The organism is Hippea alviniae EP5-r, from assembly GCF_000420385.1.
GTDB lineage: Bacteria > Campylobacterota_A > Desulfurellia > Desulfurellales > Hippeaceae > Hippea > Hippea alviniae.
This window is the reverse complement of the sequence record NZ_ATUV01000001.1, coordinates 544,827-566,172: the sequence shown is the minus strand read 5'-3', so window position 1 is coordinate 566,172 and position 21,346 is coordinate 544,827. Positions and strand designations below refer to the sequence as shown.

25 protein-coding genes are annotated in these 21,346 nt (G+C 37.4%); 13 read left to right on the top strand and 12 right to left on the bottom strand.

What is annotated here, in order from left to right; genetic code table 11:
* The first annotated feature begins 62 nt into the window (after positions 1-62).
* The 13 genes from G415_RS0103030 to rpmB all read left to right on the top strand — a co-directional run bounded on the left by G415_RS0103030 (position 63) and on the right by rpmB (position 11,289).
* A complete protein-coding gene (locus G415_RS0103030; protein WP_022670113.1) occupies positions 63-1,529 on the top strand; it encodes an ASKHA domain-containing protein in 1,467 nt (488 codons plus the stop codon).
* On the top strand, positions 1,529-1,807 hold the full coding sequence (locus tag G415_RS0103025) for a SemiSWEET family sugar transporter (protein WP_022670112.1): 279 nt from the start codon (positions 1,529-1,531) through the stop codon (positions 1,805-1,807). Before G415_RS0103030 ends, G415_RS0103025 begins: the two co-directional genes overlap by 1 nt.
* Positions 1,797-2,570, top strand: a complete 774-nt coding sequence (gene xth / locus G415_RS0103020; protein WP_022670111.1) for an exodeoxyribonuclease III — start codon at positions 1,797-1,799, stop codon at positions 2,568-2,570. The genes G415_RS0103025 and xth overlap by 11 nt, the downstream gene beginning before the upstream one ends.
* 1 nt (position 2,571) lies before the next feature.
* Positions 2,572-3,414, top strand: coding sequence for a glycine--tRNA ligase subunit alpha (locus G415_RS0103015; RefSeq protein WP_022670110.1), 843 nt, complete (start codon positions 2,572-2,574; stop codon positions 3,412-3,414).
* On the top strand, positions 3,411-5,426 hold the full coding sequence (gene glyS / locus G415_RS0103010) for a glycine--tRNA ligase subunit beta (protein ID WP_022670109.1): 2,016 nt from the start codon (positions 3,411-3,413) through the stop codon (positions 5,424-5,426). Before G415_RS0103015 ends, glyS begins: the two co-directional genes overlap by 4 nt.
* Before the next feature lie 2 nt (positions 5,427-5,428).
* Entirely contained in the window at positions 5,429-6,883 is a 1,455-nt protein-coding gene (gene guaB, locus G415_RS0103005; protein WP_022670108.1) for an IMP dehydrogenase, read from the top strand.
* Positions 6,876-7,409, top strand: coding sequence for a phospholipase D family nuclease (locus G415_RS0103000; protein WP_022670107.1), 534 nt, complete (start codon positions 6,876-6,878; stop codon positions 7,407-7,409). The genes guaB and G415_RS0103000 overlap by 8 nt, the downstream gene beginning before the upstream one ends.
* Positions 7,385-7,795: a hypothetical protein gene (locus tag G415_RS0102995; RefSeq protein WP_022670106.1), complete on the top strand. Its 411-nt coding sequence runs from the start codon at positions 7,385-7,387 to the stop codon at positions 7,793-7,795. The genes G415_RS0103000 and G415_RS0102995 overlap by 25 nt, the downstream gene beginning before the upstream one ends.
* Entirely contained in the window at positions 7,788-9,584 is a 1,797-nt protein-coding gene (gene lepA, locus G415_RS0102990; protein WP_022670105.1) for a translation elongation factor 4, read from the top strand. The genes G415_RS0102995 and lepA overlap by 8 nt, the downstream gene beginning before the upstream one ends.
* 3 nt (positions 9,585-9,587) lie before the next feature.
* Complete coding sequence (gene lepB, locus G415_RS0102985; RefSeq protein ID WP_022670104.1) at positions 9,588-10,259, top strand: signal peptidase I; 672 nt, start codon at positions 9,588-9,590, stop codon at positions 10,257-10,259.
* A gap of 3 nt (positions 10,260-10,262) precedes the next feature.
* Positions 10,263-10,817, top strand: coding sequence for a CDP-diacylglycerol--glycerol-3-phosphate 3-phosphatidyltransferase (pgsA, locus tag G415_RS09620; RefSeq protein WP_022670103.1), 555 nt, complete (start codon positions 10,263-10,265; stop codon positions 10,815-10,817).
* An 11-nt stretch (positions 10,818-10,828) separates the two neighbouring features.
* The gene (locus tag G415_RS0102975) at positions 10,829-11,029 is read left to right on the top strand and encodes a YgaP family membrane protein (RefSeq protein WP_022670102.1); all 201 of its coding nucleotides are present in this window, start codon (positions 10,829-10,831) and stop codon (positions 11,027-11,029) included.
* Between the two features lie 65 nt (positions 11,030-11,094).
* Entirely contained in the window at positions 11,095-11,289 is a 195-nt protein-coding gene (gene rpmB / locus G415_RS0102970; RefSeq protein WP_022670101.1) for a 50S ribosomal protein L28, read from the top strand.
* Here rpmB and G415_RS0102965 read toward each other — a convergent pair.
* The 12 genes from G415_RS0102965 to G415_RS0102910 are packed head-to-tail and all read right to left on the bottom strand — an operon-like array spanning position 11,286 to position 21,260.
* Positions 11,286-11,810: a ferredoxin domain-containing protein gene (locus G415_RS0102965; protein WP_022670100.1), complete on the bottom strand. Its 525-nt coding sequence runs from the start codon at positions 11,808-11,810 to the stop codon at positions 11,286-11,288. The genes rpmB and G415_RS0102965 overlap by 4 nt on opposite strands.
* Positions 11,785-12,507 carry a sigma-70 family RNA polymerase sigma factor gene (locus G415_RS09615; RefSeq protein WP_022670099.1) on the bottom strand — a complete coding sequence of 241 codons (723 nt, stop codon included), beginning with the start codon at positions 12,505-12,507 and terminating at the stop codon, positions 11,785-11,787. The genes G415_RS0102965 and G415_RS09615 overlap by 26 nt, the downstream gene beginning before the upstream one ends.
* A complete protein-coding gene (locus G415_RS0102955; protein ID WP_022670098.1) occupies positions 12,504-12,827 on the bottom strand; it encodes a hypothetical protein in 324 nt (107 codons plus the stop codon). The genes G415_RS09615 and G415_RS0102955 overlap by 4 nt, the downstream gene beginning before the upstream one ends.
* Complete coding sequence (gene ligA, locus G415_RS0102950) at positions 12,828-14,831, bottom strand: NAD-dependent DNA ligase LigA (protein ID WP_022670097.1); 2,004 nt, start codon at positions 14,829-14,831, stop codon at positions 12,828-12,830.
* A gap of 11 nt (positions 14,832-14,842) precedes the next feature.
* Entirely contained in the window at positions 14,843-15,532 is a 690-nt protein-coding gene (locus G415_RS0102945) for a UDP-2,3-diacylglucosamine diphosphatase (protein ID WP_022670096.1), read from the bottom strand.
* The gene (locus tag G415_RS0102940; protein ID WP_022670095.1) at positions 15,529-16,191 is read right to left on the bottom strand and encodes a rhomboid family intramembrane serine protease; all 663 of its coding nucleotides are present in this window, start codon (positions 16,189-16,191) and stop codon (positions 15,529-15,531) included. The genes G415_RS0102945 and G415_RS0102940 overlap by 4 nt, the downstream gene beginning before the upstream one ends.
* Positions 16,172-16,627: a DUF2062 domain-containing protein gene (locus G415_RS10640; protein WP_022670094.1), complete on the bottom strand. Its 456-nt coding sequence runs from the start codon at positions 16,625-16,627 to the stop codon at positions 16,172-16,174. The genes G415_RS0102940 and G415_RS10640 overlap by 20 nt, the downstream gene beginning before the upstream one ends.
* A 3-nt stretch (positions 16,628-16,630) precedes the next feature.
* Positions 16,631-17,239, bottom strand: coding sequence for a DnaJ domain-containing protein (locus G415_RS10635; RefSeq protein ID WP_022670093.1), 609 nt, complete (start codon positions 17,237-17,239; stop codon positions 16,631-16,633).
* A complete protein-coding gene (locus tag G415_RS0102925) occupies positions 17,236-18,099 on the bottom strand; it encodes a sigma-70 family RNA polymerase sigma factor (RefSeq protein WP_022670092.1) in 864 nt (287 codons plus the stop codon). The genes G415_RS10635 and G415_RS0102925 overlap by 4 nt, the downstream gene beginning before the upstream one ends.
* Entirely contained in the window at positions 18,081-19,508 is a 1,428-nt protein-coding gene (gene cysS / locus G415_RS0102920) for a cysteine--tRNA ligase (protein ID WP_022670091.1), read from the bottom strand. Before cysS ends, G415_RS0102925 begins: the two co-directional genes overlap by 19 nt.
* 7 nt (positions 19,509-19,515) lie before the next feature.
* Entirely contained in the window at positions 19,516-20,481 is a 966-nt protein-coding gene (locus G415_RS0102915) for a LysM peptidoglycan-binding domain-containing protein (RefSeq protein WP_022670090.1), read from the bottom strand.
* Complete coding sequence (locus G415_RS0102910; RefSeq protein WP_022670089.1) at positions 20,478-21,260, bottom strand: tetratricopeptide repeat protein; 783 nt, start codon at positions 21,258-21,260, stop codon at positions 20,478-20,480. The genes G415_RS0102915 and G415_RS0102910 overlap by 4 nt, the downstream gene beginning before the upstream one ends.
* Positions 21,261-21,346: the final 86 nt, after the last annotated feature.

Here is a 21,346-nt window from a genome sequence, read left to right as displayed (position 1 = left end):
TTTTTATAAATTCTAAACCATAAGGTTTGATTTTTCAAAGTCTTTTTTGTAAATTGCTGCCTATGAAACTCACAGTAAAGGTTGACGGTTCAACAAAAGAGATAGAGTTTTCAGAAAAGGAAAATCTCCTAAAACTGCTCCATTCAAACGGCATATACATAAACGCATATTGCTCTGGTCGTGGTATATGTAAAAAGTGTATAGTTAAATTTACAAAAAATGCACCAAAAACTTTAAAACTGGAAGAAGAGACTTTTGGCAAAAAAACAGAAGAAGGATACAGGCTTGCCTGTCTTCACAGCTTAAACAACGACGCAGAGATAGAAGTTAGCCTTGCAAAGCCTGTGTTTGCAGAGTTTGATGCCGAAGTATGCTCTGACGATGAAAAAACGCATGTTGCAATTGACATAGGAACAACAACCATAGCTGTAGCTGTTATCAAAAACAGAAAACTATTCAAAACCGCACATATACTAAATCCGCAGGTAGCATTCGGCGCAGATGTGATATCAAGAATAGCGTATTCAAATGAAGGAAACTTGAAAGTCTTAGCTGAATCATTAAAAAAGGCTCTAAAGGAGACGATAAGCTCTCTATGTGCAAACAAGATAGAGTCAATTGTGGTTTCTGCAAACCCAACAATGCTTACATTCTTACTTGAAAAAGACCCAAAACCAATCGGCGAATATCCATACACACCACCATTTAAAGGAAGTTTTGAAGGCGAACTATTCAGCTCAAAGCTCTATATTCCACCTGTTGTAAGTGCGTTTGTCGGTGCAGATATAACAGCAGCACTCTCTATTTTACCAGAAGATAAAGATTACCTTTTTATAGACATAGGGACAAACTGTGAGTTTATTTTAAAGAAGGACAATAGCTATTTTGCATCGAGCGTCCCAGCAGGACCAGCATTGGAAGGTGCGAACATAGATTATGGAACAATTGCCCAAGATGGTGCAATATACAAGGTTGAGTTTAAGGATACCTTCAAGGTTTACACAATAAACGACAAACCAGCCATAGGAATAACAGGTTCAGGACTTATAAGCTCAATAGCACTTCTAAGAGAGTTTGAGATTATCGATAATGAAGGCAGACTTTTAGAAGCATGGGAGACAGAAGCACCGTTTAGCCTGATAAACCGCATTAAAAAAGAAGGGTTTTTGCTTGATAAAAACATATATCTAACGCAAAACTCTATAAGAAACTTTCAGCTCGTTAAGGCATCTCTCAACGCTGCATTAAAAATTATACTCAAAAAAACAGATTTAAAAATCCCAAAGAGAATATACATAGCTGGTGGGTTTTCAAAATCCTTAGCCAAAGAAGAGATTTTAAAAAGCAGCCTGTTGTCTTTTGACGGTGAATTTGTTATGCTTGGAAACAGCTCTTTGGCTGGCAGCCTAAGGCTGTTCTGTAAAATGAACAGGGAGAAGGTTGAGAGAATTAGTCAGAAAATAGAGTATTTAGAGATTGCAAACGAGAGCGAGTTTGAAAAACTTTACATAGAGAGCATGGGATTTTAATGGACGCAAGGCTCATCAATGTTATAGGTTTTACAGCGGCGGCTTTGACAACCTTTAGCTTTGTTCCACAGTTTTTAAAGCTATTAAAAACAAGACAAACAAAGGGTTTAAGTCTTCTTATGATGGTGCAAATAGCCGTTGGCTTGGTTCTGTGGATTGTTTATGGATTATTAAGAAAAGACATCGTCTTAATAAGTGCAAATACCATAGGCTTCATGATAGTTTTAGCGACAATCACGTTATACTTCAGAATAAAGAAGGAAAAAGATGGAGTTTAAAATAGCAAGCTGGAATGTAAACTCGATAAGGGCAAGACTAAGCCTTGTGCTTGAATTTTTAAAAGAGAGAAATCCCGATGTCTTATGCATTCAAGAGACAAAGGTGGAAGACAAGCTGTTTCCCAAGGAAGAGTTCGAAGAGCTTGGGTATAAAGTTGCCTTTAAAGGAGAAAAGAGATTTAACGGCATCGCCACAATATCAAAACACCCTATAACGATTGAGCCTTTAGAATTTGAAGGAGAGAAAAACCAAAAAAGAACTCTAATAACAAAGATAAACGGTATAACGATAATAAATCTTTACTTTCCAAATGGACAGACACCAGAAAGTGAGCACTTCAAATACAAGATAGAGTTTATCTATAAGCTTAAAGATTTTTTACTGAAACATTATACCAACGAGAAAAACTTGATAATTCTTGGCGACTTCAATGTGGCAAAGGAAGAGATAGATGTTTACGACAAAGATGCTATGGAAGGCAAGATAGGGTTTCACCCAAAAGAGAGAGAAGCTCTAAACGAGCTATATGAGTTCGGTTTTGTTGATTTATTTAGAAAATTCTCAAAAGAGAAGGCGTTTAGCTGGTGGGATTATAGAGCAGGCAACTTCTGGAAGAATATAGGTTTAAGGATAGATTACATCTGGTCAACGCCAGAGCTTGCTCAAAAATGCAAAGAGTGTTTCATAGACAGAACATACAGAAAAAAGAAAAAACCGTCAGACCATGCACCTGTCGTGGCGGTTTTCGAACTGGAGGGATAAAATGAACTATCAAGATGTAATACTCAAACTAAACGAATTTTGGAAGAGTAAGGGATGTATAATTTTACAACCTTACGATGTTGAAGCAGGAGCCGGCACATTCCATTGGGCTACAACATTGAAATCCTTAGATAAAGATGATTGGAGTGTTGCATATCCTGCACCATCAAGAAGACCAACAGACGGCAGATACGGAGAAAACCCAAACAGACTTCAACACTATTATCAGTATCAAGTTTTAATCAAACCATCTCCTGAGAACATCCAAGAGATGTATTTAGAAAGCCTTGAGTTCTTAGGCATAAATTTAAAGGAACACGACATAAGATTCGTTGAAGATAACTGGGAATCACCAACACTCGGCGCATGGGGGCTTGGATGGGAAGTCTGGCTTGATGGAATGGAAATAACCCAATTCACATATTTCCAGCAGGTTGGCGGATACGATTTAAAGCCAATCCCTGTTGAGATAACATACGGAACCGAAAGATTGGGAATGTATATACAGGGTGTTGATAATGTATTCGACATGAAGTGGAACGATAGATACACATACGGATATATTCACAAACACGACGAATACGAGTATTCAAAGTACAATTTCGAAGTGGCAAACACGCAGATGCTGTTTAAACTGTTTGATATGTTTGAAGAAGAAGTGCAAAACTGCCTGAATGCCAAACTTGTAAGGCCGGCTTATGATTACTGTATGAAATGCTCGCATGTGTTCAACCTGCTTGATGCAAGGAATGCAATAAGCGTAACGGAAAGGGCAACATTCATAAAAAAGGTTAGAGAGATGGTGGCAAAAGTCGCCCGTTTATATGTGGAGGGTGAATTATGAAAAAACTACTATTTGAACTGTTCGTTGAAGAGCTACCCACAAGCGAGATGGAGCATTTAGAAGAGCAGATATTAAATTTAACCGAAGAGACATTAAAGGAGAATAGTGTCATTTTTGATAATCTCAAGTTTTATATGACACCAAGAAGATTGACATTAAAATTTGAGTTTGACGAATTTTTAAAAGCCGAAGACAAAAAAATAATGGGACCACCAAAAAGCGTCTGTTTCAAAGATGGTAAACCAACAAAAGCATTAGAGGGCTTCTTGAAGAAGAACAATGCAACCGAAGATGACATAATCTATGAGAACACCAAAAAAGGCGAGTATGTTGCTATCGTCATAAAGGGCAAAAAGACTTCCGCAGAGCCACTGGTTGTTGAATCAATAGGACAGATTCTAAAAAAGATACATTTCAACAAGCAGATGCGTTGGGGTGAAGGAGAGTTTGAGTTCGTAAGACCCGTTCACGGCGTTGTTTTTACAATAGACGACAAAATCGTGGACTTTGAATTTATGGGTAAAAAAGCAGGCAATCTGACAAAAGGACACAGATTTTTATCCGAAGGCGAATTCGAAGTAAATTACGACAATTACGAAGAGAAGTTAAAGGAAAATTTTGTAATCGTTGACCAGAATAAAAGAAAAGAGTTGATACTCGAAAATCTAAGAAGAGAGAGTGCATCAAGGAGTGCAGAGCTCGTTTACGACGAAGAGCTTTTAAACGAAGTTGTAAATCTAACCGAATATCCCGTTGTTGTAATGGGAAGTTTTGAAGAGAGATTCTTAAAACTGCCGAAAGAAGTGCTAATCACATCAATGAAAGACCACCAAAGATACTTCGCATTTCTAAAAGACGGTAAATTGCTTAACGAGTTCGCTGCAGTATCAAACATAAAAACAGACAATATGGATTTAATTAAAGAAGGATACGAGCGTGTCTTAAGGGCAAGATTTTCAGATGCCGAATTCTTCTTTGAAGAAGACAGAAAGCACAAGTTAGAAGAGTTTGTGCCAAAGCTCAAAGAGATGATGTTCCATGAAAAACTCGGCACTCAGCTTGACAGAACCAACAGACTCGTTGAACTTGCTGGGTTTATAGCAGAGAAGCTATCGTTTAATAGTAAAAAGGCAAAAAGGGCAGCTTACCTATCAAAGGCAGATTTACTAACGCAGATGGTGTATGAGTTTGCTGAACTTCAAGGCGTGATGGGAAGAGAATACGCTCTTTTAAACGGAGAAGATAAAGAAGTAGCAGAAGCAATATACGAGCAGTATCTGCCAAAAGAAGACGAAACCCCTAAAACTCCTGCCGGCATAAGCTTATCAATAGCAGATAAAACAGATATACTCGTCGGTGGCTTTTTTGCCAATCTAAAACCAACAGGAGCAAAAGACCCATACGGACTAAGAAGGTCTGCTCTTGGCATAATAAGAACACTAATTGAGAATGGCCTATTTTTAAACTTAAAGGAAGTGCTTGAGAAATCTGCTAAACTTTATCAGAAGAGTGTAAACTTTGATGAGATTATCGACTTCTTCGTCGTAAGATTTGAAAACTATTTTGACGAGTATCCATTTGATACACTAAAGGCAATCACATTCAGATTCGATAATCCATATGATGTTTACTTAAGACTAAAGGCACTTGATAACTTTAGAAAATCAGACGAAGACAAGCAGAAGCAGTTTGCAATAAAGCGCGTATTTAACATAGTTAAGGATTTTGACGGCTTGGAAGTTAATGAAAATCTGTTTAGCTATGAAGAAGAGAAAGAACTATTCAGCAAAATCAAAGAGCTTGAAAACAAAAAAGATGAGTTTATCTCTAAGAAGGATTATCTTGGACTTCTAAATGAGATAGCATCACTTAAACCACAGATAGATAAATTCTTTGACAATGTTATGGTCATGGACAAAGATGAGAAGATAAAGAATAATAGGCTCTCTCTATTAAACAGACTGAGAAATATTGTTTTAAACATAGCAAACTTTAAATTTTTGGAGATTTAGCCATGAGATTGAAAAGCGGATACGGATTAACATTTGACGATGTGTTGCTTTTGCCAAACAGGTCTGACATTCTGCCAAAGGAAGTCGATACAACAACGGCTTTAACAGAAAGGCTTGTTCTAAAAACGCCAATTATCTCTGCTGCTATGGATACGGTTACTGAATATAGAATGGCAATAGCGATGGCAAGGCACGGCGGATTGGGAATAATTCACAAGAACATGTCTATAGAAGAGCAGGTTAGACAGGTCATAAGGGTTAAAAAATCAGAAAGCGGCATGATTCTTGACCCTATAACCATAAGGCCAGATGCAACAATAAACGATGCACTAAATTTAATGAAGCAGTATCATATCTCTGGAATCCCTGTAACGCTTGAAGATGGAACACTTGTTGGCATCATAACGAACAGGGATGTGCAGTTTGAGAAAGATTATTCAAAGCCTATTAAAGATGTAATGACAAAAGACAACCTGATAACGGCAAAAGAAGGCATAACACTTCAGGAAGCAGAAGATTATCTAAAGCAGTTCAAAGTTGAGAAACTGCCCATCGTGGATAAGGATTTCAAAATCAAAGGATTGATAACCATAAAAGACATTCGCAAAAAGAAAGAGTATCCTTTGGCAAGTAAAGACATACACGGAAGGTTGATGGTTGGTGCTGCTGTTGGCACCAAAGACGGATTTGAGCGCGCAAAGGCTCTGATAGATGCAGGAGCCGATGTTATTGTTGTCGATTCGGCTCACGGGCATTCTGTTTATGTTCTAAATCTTGTCGAGAAGATAAAGAGTGCCTTTCCCAATGTTGTGCTTGTTGGCGGCAATGTGGCAACAAAAGAAGGCACAAGAGACTTAATAAAGGCAGGTGCAGATATTGTAAAGGTCGGTATAGGGCCTGGTTCAATTTGCACAACAAGGGTCGTGGCTGGTGTTGGCGTGCCGCAGATAACGGCAATAAGCGAATGTTCTGAAGAAGCAGCTCTATATGACAAAAAAATCATAGCTGATGGTGGAATAAAATTTTCAGGCGATATAGTTAAAGCTTTGGCTGCCGGTGCTGCATGTGTGATGATAGGCAACCTTCTTGCAGGAACAGAAGAATCACCCGGCGAGAGTGTGATTTATCAGGGCAGAAAATACAAGATATACCGCGGAATGGGCTCAATCGAAGCAATGAAGGAAGGCAGCAAAGATAGATACTTTCAGGATGAGATGGAGCCAGAAAAGTTTGTTCCTGAAGGTGTCGAAGGCCGAGTGCCTTACAAAGGTGAAGTGGGAGATGTTCTATATCAGCTTGTTGGCGGGCTAAAATCGGGAATGGGTTATTTAGGATGCAAAACAATTGAAGAGCTGCAGCAGAAGGCAACATTCATTCAGATAACAGAAGCATCGCTAAGGGAGAGTCATGTTCATGATATAATAATGACGAAGGAGCCACCAAACTACAATGTTTAGGATATTTTTAAAAGGCTTTTTGATATTTTTAATCATATCTTTTCCATATCTAACTTATGCTCGTGATATATGCGTCTATTTCACACCATCATACGCTGCATTAGATGCGATAATAGAACAGATAAACGAAGCTGAAAAAACCATTGATGTGGCGGTGTATAACTTTACATCAAGACCACTTGCAAGGGCTCTTCTAAGGGCTAAAAAGCGTGGTGTAAAAATCAGGGTAATTTTAGACAGAGAAGCAAATGGAGAATCAAACAGATATTCAAAATACGAATTTTTAAAGTCAAACGGTATAAGCGTTAGGTTTGCCGTTCCACACATAGCTTGGGACAGGGAAGGGTTAATGCACAACAAGTTTGCCGTTATAGACAAAAAAACCGTTATAACAGGCTCTGCAAACTGGACTGCATCGGCTTTTAAGATAAATGACGAGAATGTGATTATTATAAAACGAGAAGATATAGCCAATGTGTATGAGAAGGAGTTTGAGTATCTATGGAAAAGGTCGATGCTAAGATAAAGCGTCTAATTGATGCCAACTTCAACAGATTAAGAGAAGGCTTGCGTGTTGTTGAAGATATAGCCCGTTTCGTTCTTGACAACAAGAGATTAACCGAAGAGATTAAAAACATGCGCTCTGAAGTTGGAAACCTGCAAAAAGAGTATGACTTTTTGGATTTTAGAGACACGCCAAACGACACTGGAACAACACTTTCAAGTGATATAGAGAAAAAGAGAGAAAACATCAACGAGATAATATCCGCAAACCTAAAAAGGGCAGAAGAGTCAGAAAGGGTGCTTGAAGAGATTTTTAAGCTGTTTGACATAAAAGTATCCGCTAAATTTAAGCAGCTAAGATACAAAACCTACACCTTAGAAAGGGAATTACTAAAAAGTCATGAGTAAGAATATAAGGAATTTTTCGATAATAGCTCACATAGACCACGGCAAGAGCACTCTTGCGGATAGATTGATAGAGCTAACAGGTGCCTTAAGCAAAAGGGAGATGAAAGAACAAATCTTAGATACATTAGAAGTTGAAAGAAAGCATGGTATAACAGTAAAAGCTCAAACCGTAAGACTGACATACAAATATAAGGGTGATGAGTATATTTTGAACATGATAGACACACCCGGACATGTCGATTTTGGATATGAAGTTTCAAAGAGCTTAAAAGCCTGCGAAGGATGCCTGCTGGTTGTCGATGCAACTCAAGGTGTTGAAGCACAAACAATAGCAAACGCATACTTAGCCATAGATAACGATTTAGAGATAATTCCAGTGATAAATAAAATAGACTTGCCCAGTGCAGATGTTGAAAAAACAAAGCAGGAGATAGAAGATGCTCTTGGCATAGATGCAACAGATGCCATAGAGATATCAGCCAAAAATGGAACAAATGTCGATAAAGTGCTTGAAGCGATAATAGAAAAGATACCACCGCCAAAGGGAGAAGAAGATGAAAGCCTAAGGGCTTTGGTAATAGATTCGTGGTATGATAACTATCGCGGTGTTATATTTATCGTAAGGGTGTTTGACGGTAAGGTGTCAGTTGGCGACAAAATTATGATGTATTCGACGAAAAAGGAGTATGAAGTTGAAGAGATGGGCTATTTTACGCCCAAAAACAAAAAAACCGACACGCTTGGAGTAGGCGAAGTCGGATATGTCATAGCAAATATAAAAAATATTCAAGATGCAACGGTTGGCGATACGATAACACTGGCTAAAAACCCAACCGATAAGCCATTTGAAGGGTTCAAAAAGCCCAAGCCGTTTGTGTTTGCAGGCGTCTATCCGACAGATCCAGAAGATTACAATGATTTAAAAGAAGCCTTAGAGAAGCTTCAATTAAACGATGCATCTTTGACGGTTGAAAAAGAGAAGTCAGAATCTTTGGGTTTCGGTTTTAGATGTGGTTTTTTGGGCGTTTTGAGTATGAACATAACAAAGGAGAGACTCGAAAGCGAATTTGGACTTGACATAGTAATGACAACGCCGAGCGTTCTCTATAAAGTTGAGCTTACAAACAAAGAGATAATAGAGATTTCAAACCCTTCCGATTTACCACCACCGCAGAAGATAAGGGCGATCTATGAGCCATTTGTTGAAACAGAGATTATCACACCCGCAGAGTTCGTTGGCAACCTATTAAAATTACTTCAAGACAAAAGAGGACAACAAAAAGAGATACTATACATAGCAGCAGATAGGGTATTGATAAAATACAAAGTGCCGCTTGCAGAAATCTTAGTGGATTTCTATGATAAACTAAAATCCTATTCTAAAGGGTATGCATCTTTTGATTATGACTTTTTGGGCTTTGAAAAGAGTGATTTAACCAAGTTAACGATTCTTGTAAACTCAAAAGAGATAGATTCATTCTCATTAATCGTGCCGAAAGAAAAAGCCTACAGAATAGCAAGGGAGGTTTTAAAAAATCTGCGTCAATACATACCGAAACAGCTATTTGAGATAAGATTACAGGCAAAGGTGGGCGGTAAAATCATAGCGAAAGAGCAGATAAGTGCATTAAGAAAAGATGTTCTTGCAAAATGCTACGGTGGTGATATAACAAGAAAGAAAAAATTACTTGAGAAACAGAAAGAGGGCAAAAAGAAGATGAAACAACTTGGAAACGTAAGCATATCAAAAGAAGCGTTTATTAAACTTGTTGAGATAAAGGGAGATTAGAGAATGAAAGACAAGGCCGTTGATTGGATTAAATCAATTTTTATAGCACTCTTAATAGCACTTTTTATAAAGGCATTCTTTGTTGAAGCATTTGTAATTCCATCAACTTCAATGGTTCCTACACTGCTCGTTGGAGACCATGTGCTTGCAAATAGATTTATATATGGCATAAGAATTCCAAGCATGTATATAGGAAAAAGTGAAATAATTCCGGACGGCGGTAAAATTATAATACCTATATCACATCCAAAAGATGGCGATATAGTAATATTCAGATTTCCCAAAGACCCATCAATCTACTTTATCAAAAGATGTGTTGGTGTCCCCGGCGATGTTCTAATGATGAGAAACAAAACATTGTACAGAAATGGTAAAAAAGTAAAAGAACCATATGTTATTCATAATGACCCGACAATATATCCAAGAAATATACCCGCATCAAGCCCTTTTAATTTACCAACTGGATGGGGTTCACGAGACAACTGGGGACCTATAAAAGTTCCGCCACATGAGTATTTTATGATGGGAGACAACAGAGACAACTCCTACGACTCAAGATATTGGGGTTTTGTTCCAGAGAAAAACATTGTCGGTAAGGCTTTTATTATTTACGGTTCTTGGACATGGAGTCCTTTCGACATAAGATTTAACAGATTTTTCAAATTATTAGATTAACAGATGAATAGTGTACTAACTTTACCAAACATAATAACCATATTTAGAATCTTTCTTGTTTTGCCTGTAGTCTTATCTCTAATAGACGAGAAATTTAAAATAGCAACTGTGCTTTTTATCGTTGCAGTCTTAAGTGATATGCTTGATGGTTTCATAGCAAGAAACTTCAATAAAACAACAAAACTCGGTGCAATATTAGACCCATTAGCGGACAAACTTCTTTTAAATTACACCTTTATCGTTCTTACGGTAAAGGGCTTTATTCCGCAACTACTTTTGGGAGTTGTTCTGCTTAAGGATTTAATACTCATATCCGGCAGTGTTGTTGAAGTTTTATCAGCAAAGCAGATAGACCAAATAAGGATAAAAGCTTCACTTAGCGGTAAAACAGCAACATTTTTTCAGGTTTTAGTAGTATTTTTGATATTTTTAAAAGTCTTCGAAATTTATTCAAACAAGACGGTCTTCAACATAACCGTGTATTCAGCCATAGTTTTATCAATCATTTCTCTAATATCATATGTAAATCAGTATAGAGAAAGAAATAGTCTTTTATAAGGAGGAAAAGGATGCGAATTTCTACAAAACCAAACATTGGTGGCAAAGACAGAGAGCTAAGGCTTTTGGGCGGTGCTGCTTTAACGCTTGTTGGGTGTTTGACAAAAAACTGGGCAATAAAGAGTGCCGGATGTGTTTTTCTCATTACAGGCATAGCAAGAAAATGCATTTTTTACGATCTGCTGGGTGTAAATACGGCGGATAACTCTTGAGTTGAAGCATCATTTTTGATATAAGTTTGCGGTTAAAGAAAAGAGAAGTAAGGGGGAATGAGAAAATGGCAAGAAGATGTGAAATCTGCGGCAAGAAGTCCCAAGTATGGTATAAAGTCAGCCACTCGCACATTAGAACCAAGAGAAAATGGTATCCAAACATACAGAAGGTTAGGGTGGTAGTTGACGGAAAAGTAAAGAGAATGAATGTCTGCACCCAGTGCCTAAAGGCTGGCAAAGTGCAGAAAGCTGTCCATTAAACCTTTATCTTTCTATCAAAAAACGGATTTTTGGTGGTTGCTGAAAGCGGAATGCCGTAGGCACCACCAATCTCTTCTTTAAAATAACCTATCTCTTTTGCTGCTTGTCCAATAGAAATCATTATACGGTTATCTATACCAAAGATTGATGCAAGTTTGACCACGCTTCCTATAGCTATACCACAATCTGTTGCAGAAACAGCACACACGCCGCCTTTTTCTTTACACTCATCACAACTCTTAAAACCACAGAAACCGCAGTTGAAGTTATGACAAAACAGCTTAAAGCCAATCAAAATAATGTAATCTATGTTTTCGCAATTTATAGCGTCTCTTTTGTAAAATGTAAAACCACTTCTTTGGGTAATCTCTGCCATCTTCTCAAAAATCTTCTCTTTGATACTCTCATCTGTTATCAAATCAACGACGACATCGTCTCTTCCAACACTCTTTGGCGCCGTTATGGCATCAGCTATCAAAAGTTTCGATACTATCTCAAGCGCTTCTTTTACCAGATTCACTTTCTATCCTCCCTTGAACAAATGCTCTCAGTTTTAAAAGTGCTTTTGTTTTTATTTGAGAAACCCTTGACTCTGTCTTACCTATTATTGAAGCTATCTCCTTCATATTTAAATCTTCATAGTAATACAAACTCAACACTGTAAGCTCAATCTCACTTAAATGTTTCAAGCCTTCTTTAAGCAGCTCTTCCATCTCTTCACCTTCAAGTAAATCAAGCGGGCTTTTTGCATGGCTATCTATCGATTCGATAAGCACGGCGTCGGTATCTTTAACAGTCTCATCAATACTCAACATCGTGGCATTTGACTGCTTATAAATAAGTTCGTTGAATTCGTTTATATCCATTCCGGCTCTTTGAGCTACTTCTTCGTCTGTTGGGTTAAATTTTCCTTCATCCATAAGCTCCTTATAGGCAGAGTGAATCTTTTTTAACTTATCGCGAGAGTATCGAGATACCGTATCAACGCTTCTGAGTTTGTCTAAGATATATCCCCTTATCTTTGTGTTTGCATAGGATTTAAATTCAGATAGACTTTTGCTCTCGTCCCAATTCTCAATAGCTTTAAGAAGGCCCATCATACCTATTTGAATAAAGTCCTCTTCATCGTATCCTTCGGGCATTCTTACGACTAACTTCTTCACCATCCTTTTTACTATGGGATAATAGGCTTTTATTATCTCTTCTTTATCTATCATGCACCTTCAGTGGCTTCTTTTTGCTCTTTTTGGCTCTCTGTCTCTTCACTTTCAGATTCGCCCTCTTCTTGCTGAGACTCTTCTTCTTGCTCTTGCTCGTGCTCTTCTTCTTTTCTAAACATTAAGCTAAAATAGTTAACCACCGCTGCCGTTGCAACACCAAACAGGTAAAACGATATAACAGTGAAAAATGTCTTTATAAATGCTTCAAAAAAATCAACACCTTTATATGTAAAGATAAGTGTGCAAACGGCGGTTGCAACAAGAGCATAAAAAGAAGAAATCCACTTAGGGTCAAGCAAGAGTTCGTCTTTTTCCACTTAGCCCTCCAACATATCGAGCAATTCCTGTTCGGTTATTATATTAACACCAGCCTTTTGAGCTTTCTGCAGTTTTGAGCCGGGATTTTCGCCAACAACAAGATAATCAAGGTTTTTACTTACGCTATTTCTCACTATACCACCGTGTTTTTCTACAAGTTCTTTGAAATACTCTCGCGGTTTAGATAGGGTTCCAGTAAAAACAAAACTCTTTCCTGCTATGCTTGACTTCTTCTTAGTCTCATCTTCAAAATGTATGCCGTAAGAGAGCAGTTTGTCTATGGTTTCAAGGTTCTTTTTTTCAGAGAAGAAAGAAACGACGCTGTCAGCTATCTCTTCACCCACACCGTTTATCTCAAGCAACTGCTCTTTTGTGGCCTTTTTTAGGTTCTCCAAGTTTTTAAACCTCTCAGCGAGTAATTTTGCAACAAACTCACCCACATGCCTTATTCCCAGTGCATAAATGAACTTAGCAAAAGTTGTGCCTTTGGAACGACTTATAGCCGTAATTAAATTTTCAGCAAGCTTTTCACCAACCCTATCAAGATTCATAAGAGTCTCTTTGTCAAGCTTGTATATATCGCTTACATCCTTCACAATTCCTTTATCCACAAGTTGCTCAATAATCTTATCGCCAAAACCGTCAATATTCATTGCCTTTCTCGATACAAAGTGCTTAATTGACTCTTTCAAAACCTTTGGACAGTTTATGTTTGAACACCTGTAATATGCTCCGTCTTTGACAACCTTAGAACCGCAGATAGGGCAAAAATCAGGCATCTTGAACTTCTTCTGCGTGCCATCTCTTAAATCCTTTACCACTTTAACGACTTCTGGTATAACATCTCCAGCCCTTTGAACAAAAACCGTATCGCCAATCATAATATCCTTCTTTTCTATCTCATCCATCGTATGCAAAGATGCCCTTGATACAACAACGCCACCAATATTCACAGGCTCTAAAATTGCAACAGGCGTTAAAATCCCAGTCCTTCCGACATTCACTTCAATATCCTTGATTTTTGTTGTTGCCTGTTGTGCTGGAAACTTAAACGCAATAGCCCATCTTGGAGACTTCGTCGTATTGCCAAGCTGTTTTTGATAATCAAATCTGTCAACCTTCAAAACTATACCGTCAAGCTCATAGGGTAGGGTATCCCTTTTTGCTTCAAGCTCCTTTTTGTAACTTATTGCTTCATCTACTCCATGGCATAACCTATTCAAATCGCTTATTGGAAAACCCAACTCTTTCAAAAGATTTAAAGCTTCTGATTGTCTCGATATCTCTTTAGAAAAACCTTTTATATCTCTGATGTAATAAAGAATCATAATCAAGTTCCTTTTTGCCGTCTCTTTTGGGTCAAGCTGCCTAACTGAACCTGCTGCTGCGTTTCTCGGATTGGCAAAAAGTGGCAAACCTTCTTTTAAACGCTCTTCGTTAATCCTTTTAAACTCATCCTTCTCAAGCAGTACTTCTCCTTGCAAATCTAAATATTCAGGCGGATTCTCAATAGGCAAAACAAGTGGCAAGTTTCTTATCGTTCTGATATTCTGCGTCACATTTTCACCAACAAGACCATCACCACGGGTTGAAGCAGTAGTTAGCTTGCCGTTCTCATAGATTAAGTTTATCGACAAGCCGTCAAATTTAGGCTCAACACTGTAATCTATAATCTCATCAGGGCTTAATCCCAAAAATCGCTTAACCCTTCTGTCAAACTCAACTATCTCTTCATCACTAAACCCGTCTTCAAGCGAAAGCATTGGTATCTTATGCTCAACCTTTTCAAATCTATTTAAAGGTTCACCGCCAACTTTAACCGTTGGAGAGTTAGGGTCGTAAAACTCGGGAAACTCTTTCTCGAGTTTTTTGAGTTCTTCCATCATTGCATCGTATTCAGCATCCGATATAACAGGGTCATCAAGCACATAGTATCTGTAATTGTGATAATGCAGGAGTTTTCTTAACTCATTTATTCTCTTCTTTGCTTCTTCTTTTGTCATTTTTACCCCCTTTAGATGCTTTTTAGTTCAAACTGGCCATTCTCATATACGGCATAGGTTGGATGTTTAATGAATTCACCTGTATTTATGTATAATCCATTTTTGATTTTTTTAAATACAGGCTCATGGGTGTGTGCCAAAACAACAACATCAAAGCCTTCTTCTATTTTGCTTTTGGCAAACTTCTCAAGGGCAATTGATGTTCTTCTATAACTCTTATCCCTTAGGCTATTTTTACTAAAATCAGATGCAATTTTTGAAAGTTTAAGTAAAACACTCTTAGAAACACAATAATTGATAAAATCAAGAGTAATCCTGTTTTTTAAAAAAGCTCTAAACAGTCGATATGCCCTATCGTTCGCATCAATCGTATCTCCATGAGCCAAAAAAACTCTAAACTTATCAATTATTTCTTCCTTAAACTCATAAACAACTTCAGCATCAACAAACTCTCTTATATTTTTTAGTCTATACTCGTGATTTCCTTCAAATAGAACAAGCCTTCTCTTTTTTGCAATCAACGATAAGACTGAAATCAGCTTTCTGTGATGTGGATAGACAAAGCCCTTATATCCATAGTAAAACTCAAACAAATCACCCAAGATATAAATGGCGTCATACCTATGATAGGTATCGAGAAGAAAATCAACTATATAAGACCCAAAAGGATAGTGTGCATCGGATAAGAATAGACACTTCATCTAAACTCACGAGCCAGTATAATCTTTGCAACGACAAAACCAAACACAAATCCGCCAATATGTGCAAACCATGCAACACCGCCTGTATAGTTTGCAGCAATAGAAATCATACCGTTGAAATACTGCATAAGAAACCAGAATCCTATGAACAGCCACGCAGGAATTCTTATAAATGTGATGAAGATAAAGATTGGGACAAGTGTCAAAATCCTTGCCGAAGGAAAAAACACAGCATAAGCACCTATAACAGCACTTATTGCTCCACTTGCACCTATCATAGGTATTTCTGAAGTTGGATTTACAACTCCTTGAGCCAAAAATGAAAGAAAACCGCCTGCAAGATAGAAAAAGAGATAATTAACATGTCCTAATCTATCTTCAACATTATCACCAAAAATCCACAAAAATAGCATATTGCCGCCTATATGCAGAAATCCACCATGCAAAAACATCGACTCAAACATTCTTACAATCGAGTGAAAGAAATCATGATAAACAAACATCATCGAAGGTATAAACGCATGGTTAAGCAGAAATACGCTTCTCTCTTTATACGGCAGGCTAATCTCATGCATGAACACGATGATATTAACAGCAATAAGCAGATAGTTAATAATAGGTCTTGAAGACGATGGATTGTCATCTTTCAGTGGAATCATACGCTCTTCTCCCTTTATATTTCTCAACAAAATATTTTATCACAAAATAACTTAAAATTGACATAAAAATGCCAAAAATCACGCTGCCAACAAAAATATCCCATATAGCATACTTGCCATCATGAATATAATGCTCAAATGTAAACGGCCTAAGATTAAAAGGACGGGTGTCGTTTAAGATAATTGCTCCTATTTTATAGTCAACATAGTAAACAATCGGCGTTGTCCAAGGGTTATTCAACCAAGAACCCGTTATTGTTGCAACTTTATTCAGGCCAAAGATAATCGAAAGTACGATAGCCAATATCGTATGAAAGCCGAAAAATGGAGAGATGGAGATAAAAACACCAACGGCAAACGATAGGGCTATTTTGTGTGGCGTATCGTTTAAAGAAAAGAGTTTCCTTAAAAGTTCCCTATATGAAACCTTAGCCAAATCTTACCTTTTTATTATTTTCTTCAAGAGCGAAAATCCGCTTGACGCTTTACTAACTCTCTCATAACCCTTTAATGCTTTTTTGTTGTTAGGGTCTATACCTAAAGCTTTTTTATAAAACTTTTTTGCCGTCTCCTTAAGATTTATCTCTTCGTAAACTTCACCCATAAAGGCATACACATCAGGGTCCCATGGATTGAGCTCGGTAGCCCTTTTATAATACTTCAACGCTTCATGGTGCTTCCCTTTTTTAAATAAAGCTAACCCTTTAAGCAGGTTCACTTCGTAATTATCGGCATCCTTAACCTGTCTCAATGTCTCAAATGCAGTATTGTAATCGCCTTTTGAGATATAAACATGGGCTTTCTTTATCAAAATCTCATCTGGAGATACGGTTTTCTCTGAAGATTTTGATTTACTCTGAAGATAACCACTACTTTTAAGAAGGTTATAGGCATAAGTTATCTCCTTAAACTTTTGCTCCTTTATCCTTCTCTCTTCTTCGTTTGTTGCAGTATCTGGATGCAGTTTCTTTGCGAATTGTAAAAATACCTTTCTTAGCTCTTCTTCTGTTATATTCTCTGATACACCCAAAACTTCATAAGGGTTCATCTGTAATTCTTAAACTTCCTTCTAAGTTTATTCATTATATTGTTTTCAAGCTGCCTAACCCTCTCTTTACTTATACCATATTTTTCACCAATTTCCCTTAATGTTCTTGGTCTTCCATCATACAAGCCGTATCTTAGCTTTATGATATCTTTTTCTCTTTCTGGTAATGTCTCTATGAACTTATTGACTTCTTCAATCAGAGAGTCATGTATGTGTTTATCTTCAACGGATTCTTCTTCAAGGCTTATCAAATCACCAAGCGACACATCCTTATCATCATTCACATACTGGTCTAACGAATCAAACCTAAAACGGGCAAACTCAGCGTTTTTGAGCTCCTTCTCGCTTATATCTGCCATCTCCATTAACTCTTCTTCCAATGGCTCTTCGTTGAACATTCTCTTGTAATCTTCTTTTAGACTTTCAAGCTTCTGTATTCTATTCTTTGCCTTTAGCGGTATTTTAATCGGAGTTCCCTGCTCGGTTATGTATTTCATTATAGACTGTCTTATCCACCATGCAGCATAAGAGATGAATTTTATATCCCTGTCAGGGTCAAACTTCTTAGCAGCTTTGATAAGCCCAAGATTTCCTTCGTTTATCAAGTCAAGCAGCGGTATTCCTAAATTCCTATACTTCTTCGCAACACTAACAACAAACCTAAGATTATGCTTGACAAGTTTCTTTAAAGCTTCTTTATCACCCTTTTTTATTCTATACCCAAGCTCTTTTTCTTCTTCTTGAGAAAGAACAGGAATTTGAGAAATCTCCTTAAGATAGTTTGCAAGGGCGCTGCTTTCTGCAGCATCTATCTCATCGTCTATAATAATCTTTTGGTCTTCTATTTTTTCACTTTCCATCTGGTATAATCCTTCGCATCTTCAAGTATTATGCCTTTTTCGGCAAGTTCGTCTCTTATCGCATCAGCCGTTTTGTAATCCTTTCTCTTTCGTGCTGAAGCTCTCTCTTTTATCTTGCTTTCAACCCACTCAACATCAATATCTTCAGGTATAAACCACTTTGCGGACGATGTGCCAAACACACCCAAAACCTTCGATATCTTATCCATAGCATCAAGAAACGCATCTTTATATCTCTTTAACGCTGGTTTATTCGACTTTTCGACACTGTCCAAATACTGATTGAACAGTTTTACAGTGGCAAACACTTCACCTATAGCCTTTGGCGCATTAAAATCATTATCCATCGCATTTTCAAACCTATCAAGAAGAGTATCAATAGAACTTTCAAGCTCTTTATCTTCTTCTGTGTTTTTATCAAACGGCGCATTCTCTATTCTCTGAATAAGGTTATAGTATCTGTTTAAGGCTTCTTTTGCTGCCGTCAAACCTTCAAAAGAGAAATCAATCGGGCTTCTGTAATGTGTTAGAAGGAGAAAATATCTCAATGTCTCACCGTTGAACTGCTTAAGCACATCCCTAATTGTAAAGAAATTGCCGAGTGATTTACTCATCTTCTCTTTATTAATCCTAACAAAGCCGTTGTGTATCCAATATCGAGCAAACTCTTTGCCTGTTGCTGCTTCAGACTGTGCTATCTCATTCTCATGATGTGGGAATATTAAATCTTCTCCACCGCCGTGAATATCAAATGACTCACCCAAATACTTCATACTCATTGCAGAGCATTCTATATGCCAGCCGGGTCTTCCCTTGCCCCACGGTGAATCCCAGGCAGGCTCATTCTCCTTTGACTTCTTCCACAGGGCAAAATCAAGCGGATTTCTCTTTTTATCGTTTATCTCAACCCTTGCACCACTTTTTAACTCTTCAATGTTTTTATGCGACAGTTTGCCGTAATCCTTAAACTTCTCAACGCTGTAATAGACATCACCATCAACTTCATAAGCATATCCCTTATCTATCAGCTTCTTTACAAGCTCTATGATTTCCTTTATGTGCTCTGTGGCTTTTGGCTCAACTGTAGGCCTTTCTATGCTGAGCTTCTCCATATCTTCGTAATACTCTTTAATGTATCTTGATGCTATCTCATCGCAGCTTACACCTTCCTGATTTGCCCGCTTGATAATCTTATCATCAACATCGGTAAAATTTTTAACAAAAACAACATCGTATCCTTTAAACTTCAAATATCTGTAAATAATGTCAAACGCAACGGCACTTCTTGCATGTCCGATATGGCAGAAGTCATACACCGTAACGCCGCACACATACATTCCAACTTTGCCGTCTTTTAAGGGCTTAAACTCTTCAAGACTTCTTGATGCAGTGTTGTAAATCTTTAGCATCTTTTTATCACCTCAATACATATTCTTGTGTTCTATCTGGCATCTCCTTTAATCCATTAGAAGCAGGGAAGAATATACCGATATATTCATCATACTGAGACACAACAACACCTTCTCCAATATCTATAGGCTCATAAGCATTCTCATTCAGTCTTGCAAGTATAACCTTTTTACCTAAAACTATGGGTAATTTTTTAGATGCTTTAAAGAATAGAAACATGCCCATACCACTCTGAAACTCATTGTTTGCTACAAGAATCTCTTTAACCTTAATATCTCCAACTTTCTCAACAGGTGGATTATCCTTAACGCTGATAAAAGGATAGACGCTGCTTACAACATCATCTGGTGTTATTTCAGCAAATGCACTAACAATTTTAGCCTTAAACACGCCATCTTTTATCTTTTTTTCAACCTTTATCTCACCAATAGGCAGATATACAGGGTCAAAATTGTGGTTATAGTGGCTTAAATCTTCATTTTTTCTATAGACATAAAGCTTTTCAGGAAGAGATTCTTTTGATGCAACAAGATAGATCGTATCACCTTGAGATACTTCAACATGAGAGTATGTGTCAAACTTCATCTTGGCAACTTCAAACTGCTTTTTCTCCCAGACACATAGATGATTTCCACAGGTTGAATAGAACTTGTCTTTTTCAAACCAGACAGCAGAGACATACTTTCTCTCCTTTAATACGGGCTTTGGTTTTTTTGTTGGTTTCTTTTTAAGAGAGTATATCTCAAGCCCATGCTTACCAACAAGCAGGATCTCACCAGGAAAGATAAGGTCTGGGTCATTGATATATGTGTTGTTATACCAGAGTTTGCCCCAATAGAATGGGTTTTTATAAAACTTCTTCGATATATCCCACAAAGTATCACCTTTCTTAACAATATAAAGCTTCTCCCAACCGTAAGAGTTAACGGTCATTAAACCTATCAACAAAATAACTAATACAATCTTTCTCATTCTTTACTCCTTGCCTTTATTTTTTTTACATAAACACTTTTAGGAAACCTTTCAAACAACAATTTTTTATAATACCCTTTCTTCCTCTTATCATCTTTAAATAGCCTGATTAGAGTAAAAATAGCAGCATCCGTTTTTCCACCTTGTTTTAGCGATGCATAAGGAAACTCTTTAATCAACCTGTTAAACAGCTCGACGGCTTTATCTTTCTCGTTAAGATGCAAATAACTCCATCCCAACCAATACAGAGAGTTATCATACAAATCCGTATTTTTAAACTCCTTTGTAAACTCTTCAAATAGTTTGGCTGCTTCTAAATAATTGCCTTCTTTATACTCTTTTAAGGCCTGGTTGTAAAGAGACTTATAATTTAATTCCTGTTGTGGCTTTTGAATTGTGAGCTTTGAGACTTCAACAGGAGTAGGAACAAGATTTTCTGCTATTTTTGGCTCAGTTTTAATCTTTTTTGCTTGCTTCTTCTCTTTGTTTTGAGACTCTGAACTTGCCAAACTATCAATCACAGAAGCCGGTGGAATATCATCAAGAGATGCTTCTTTTCTCTCTTTTGCTAATCTTTCTTTTATCTTCTCAAGTTGAAGTGCTACAGAGTCTATTCGCTGACTGTTTATCTTTATTAATTGAGAGTTGAACTCAACCCTTGCCTCAAGCAACCTAATCCTTTTAAGAAGCGTGTCGTCATTTTTTCTAAAGGTAGAGACAGTGGAGCAGGACGACAAAAAAGCCACTATAAAACTCAAAACTATCAGCCGTTTAAACACTGTTTGCCCTCCCGTGTGTTGGATTTTACAAGGAAACTACACCCGTTGTCAACAAAACTATAAATTTAAACTTGTAAAGTGCCTAA

Bases quoted from the DNA above. Each gene is read 5' to 3' on its own strand.
- G415_RS0103030 (WP_022670113.1), top strand. From the start codon at position 63: ATGAAACTCACAGTAAAGGTTGACGGTTCAACAAAAGAGATAGAGTTT.
- G415_RS0103025 (WP_022670112.1), top strand. From the start codon at position 1,529: ATGGACGCAAGGCTCATCAATGTTATAGGTTTTACAGCGGCGGCTTTG.
- xth (WP_022670111.1), top strand. From the start codon at position 1,797: ATGGAGTTTAAAATAGCAAGCTGGAATGTAAACTCGATAAGGGCAAGA.
- G415_RS0103015 (WP_022670110.1), top strand. From the start codon at position 2,572: ATGAACTATCAAGATGTAATACTCAAACTAAACGAATTTTGGAAGAGT.
- glyS (WP_022670109.1), top strand. From the start codon at position 3,411: ATGAAAAAACTACTATTTGAACTGTTCGTTGAAGAGCTACCCACAAGC.
- guaB (WP_022670108.1), top strand. From the start codon at position 5,429: ATGAGATTGAAAAGCGGATACGGATTAACATTTGACGATGTGTTGCTT.
- G415_RS0103000 (WP_022670107.1), top strand. From the start codon at position 6,876: ATGTTTAGGATATTTTTAAAAGGCTTTTTGATATTTTTAATCATATCT.
- G415_RS0102995 (WP_022670106.1), top strand. From the start codon at position 7,385: ATGGAAAAGGTCGATGCTAAGATAAAGCGTCTAATTGATGCCAACTTC.
- lepA (WP_022670105.1), top strand. From the start codon at position 7,788: ATGAGTAAGAATATAAGGAATTTTTCGATAATAGCTCACATAGACCAC.
- lepB (WP_022670104.1), top strand. From the start codon at position 9,588: ATGAAAGACAAGGCCGTTGATTGGATTAAATCAATTTTTATAGCACTC.
- pgsA (WP_022670103.1), top strand. From the start codon at position 10,263: ATGAATAGTGTACTAACTTTACCAAACATAATAACCATATTTAGAATC.
- G415_RS0102975 (WP_022670102.1), top strand. From the start codon at position 10,829: ATGCGAATTTCTACAAAACCAAACATTGGTGGCAAAGACAGAGAGCTA.
- rpmB (WP_022670101.1), top strand. From the start codon at position 11,095: ATGGCAAGAAGATGTGAAATCTGCGGCAAGAAGTCCCAAGTATGGTAT.
- G415_RS09615 (WP_022670099.1), bottom strand. From the start codon at position 12,507: ATGATAGATAAAGAAGAGATAATAAAAGCCTATTATCCCATAGTAAAA.
- ligA (WP_022670097.1), bottom strand. From the start codon at position 14,831: ATGACAAAAGAAGAAGCAAAGAAGAGAATAAATGAGTTAAGAAAACTC.
- G415_RS0102945 (WP_022670096.1), bottom strand. From the start codon at position 15,532: ATGAAGTGTCTATTCTTATCCGATGCACACTATCCTTTTGGGTCTTAT.
- G415_RS0102940 (WP_022670095.1), bottom strand. From the start codon at position 16,191: ATGATTCCACTGAAAGATGACAATCCATCGTCTTCAAGACCTATTATT.
- G415_RS10635 (WP_022670093.1), bottom strand. From the start codon at position 17,239: ATGAACCCTTATGAAGTTTTGGGTGTATCAGAGAATATAACAGAAGAA.
- G415_RS0102925 (WP_022670092.1), bottom strand. From the start codon at position 18,099: ATGGAAAGTGAAAAAATAGAAGACCAAAAGATTATTATAGACGATGAG.
- cysS (WP_022670091.1), bottom strand. From the start codon at position 19,508: ATGCTAAAGATTTACAACACTGCATCAAGAAGTCTTGAAGAGTTTAAG.
- G415_RS0102915 (WP_022670090.1), bottom strand. From the start codon at position 20,481: ATGAGAAAGATTGTATTAGTTATTTTGTTGATAGGTTTAATGACCGTT.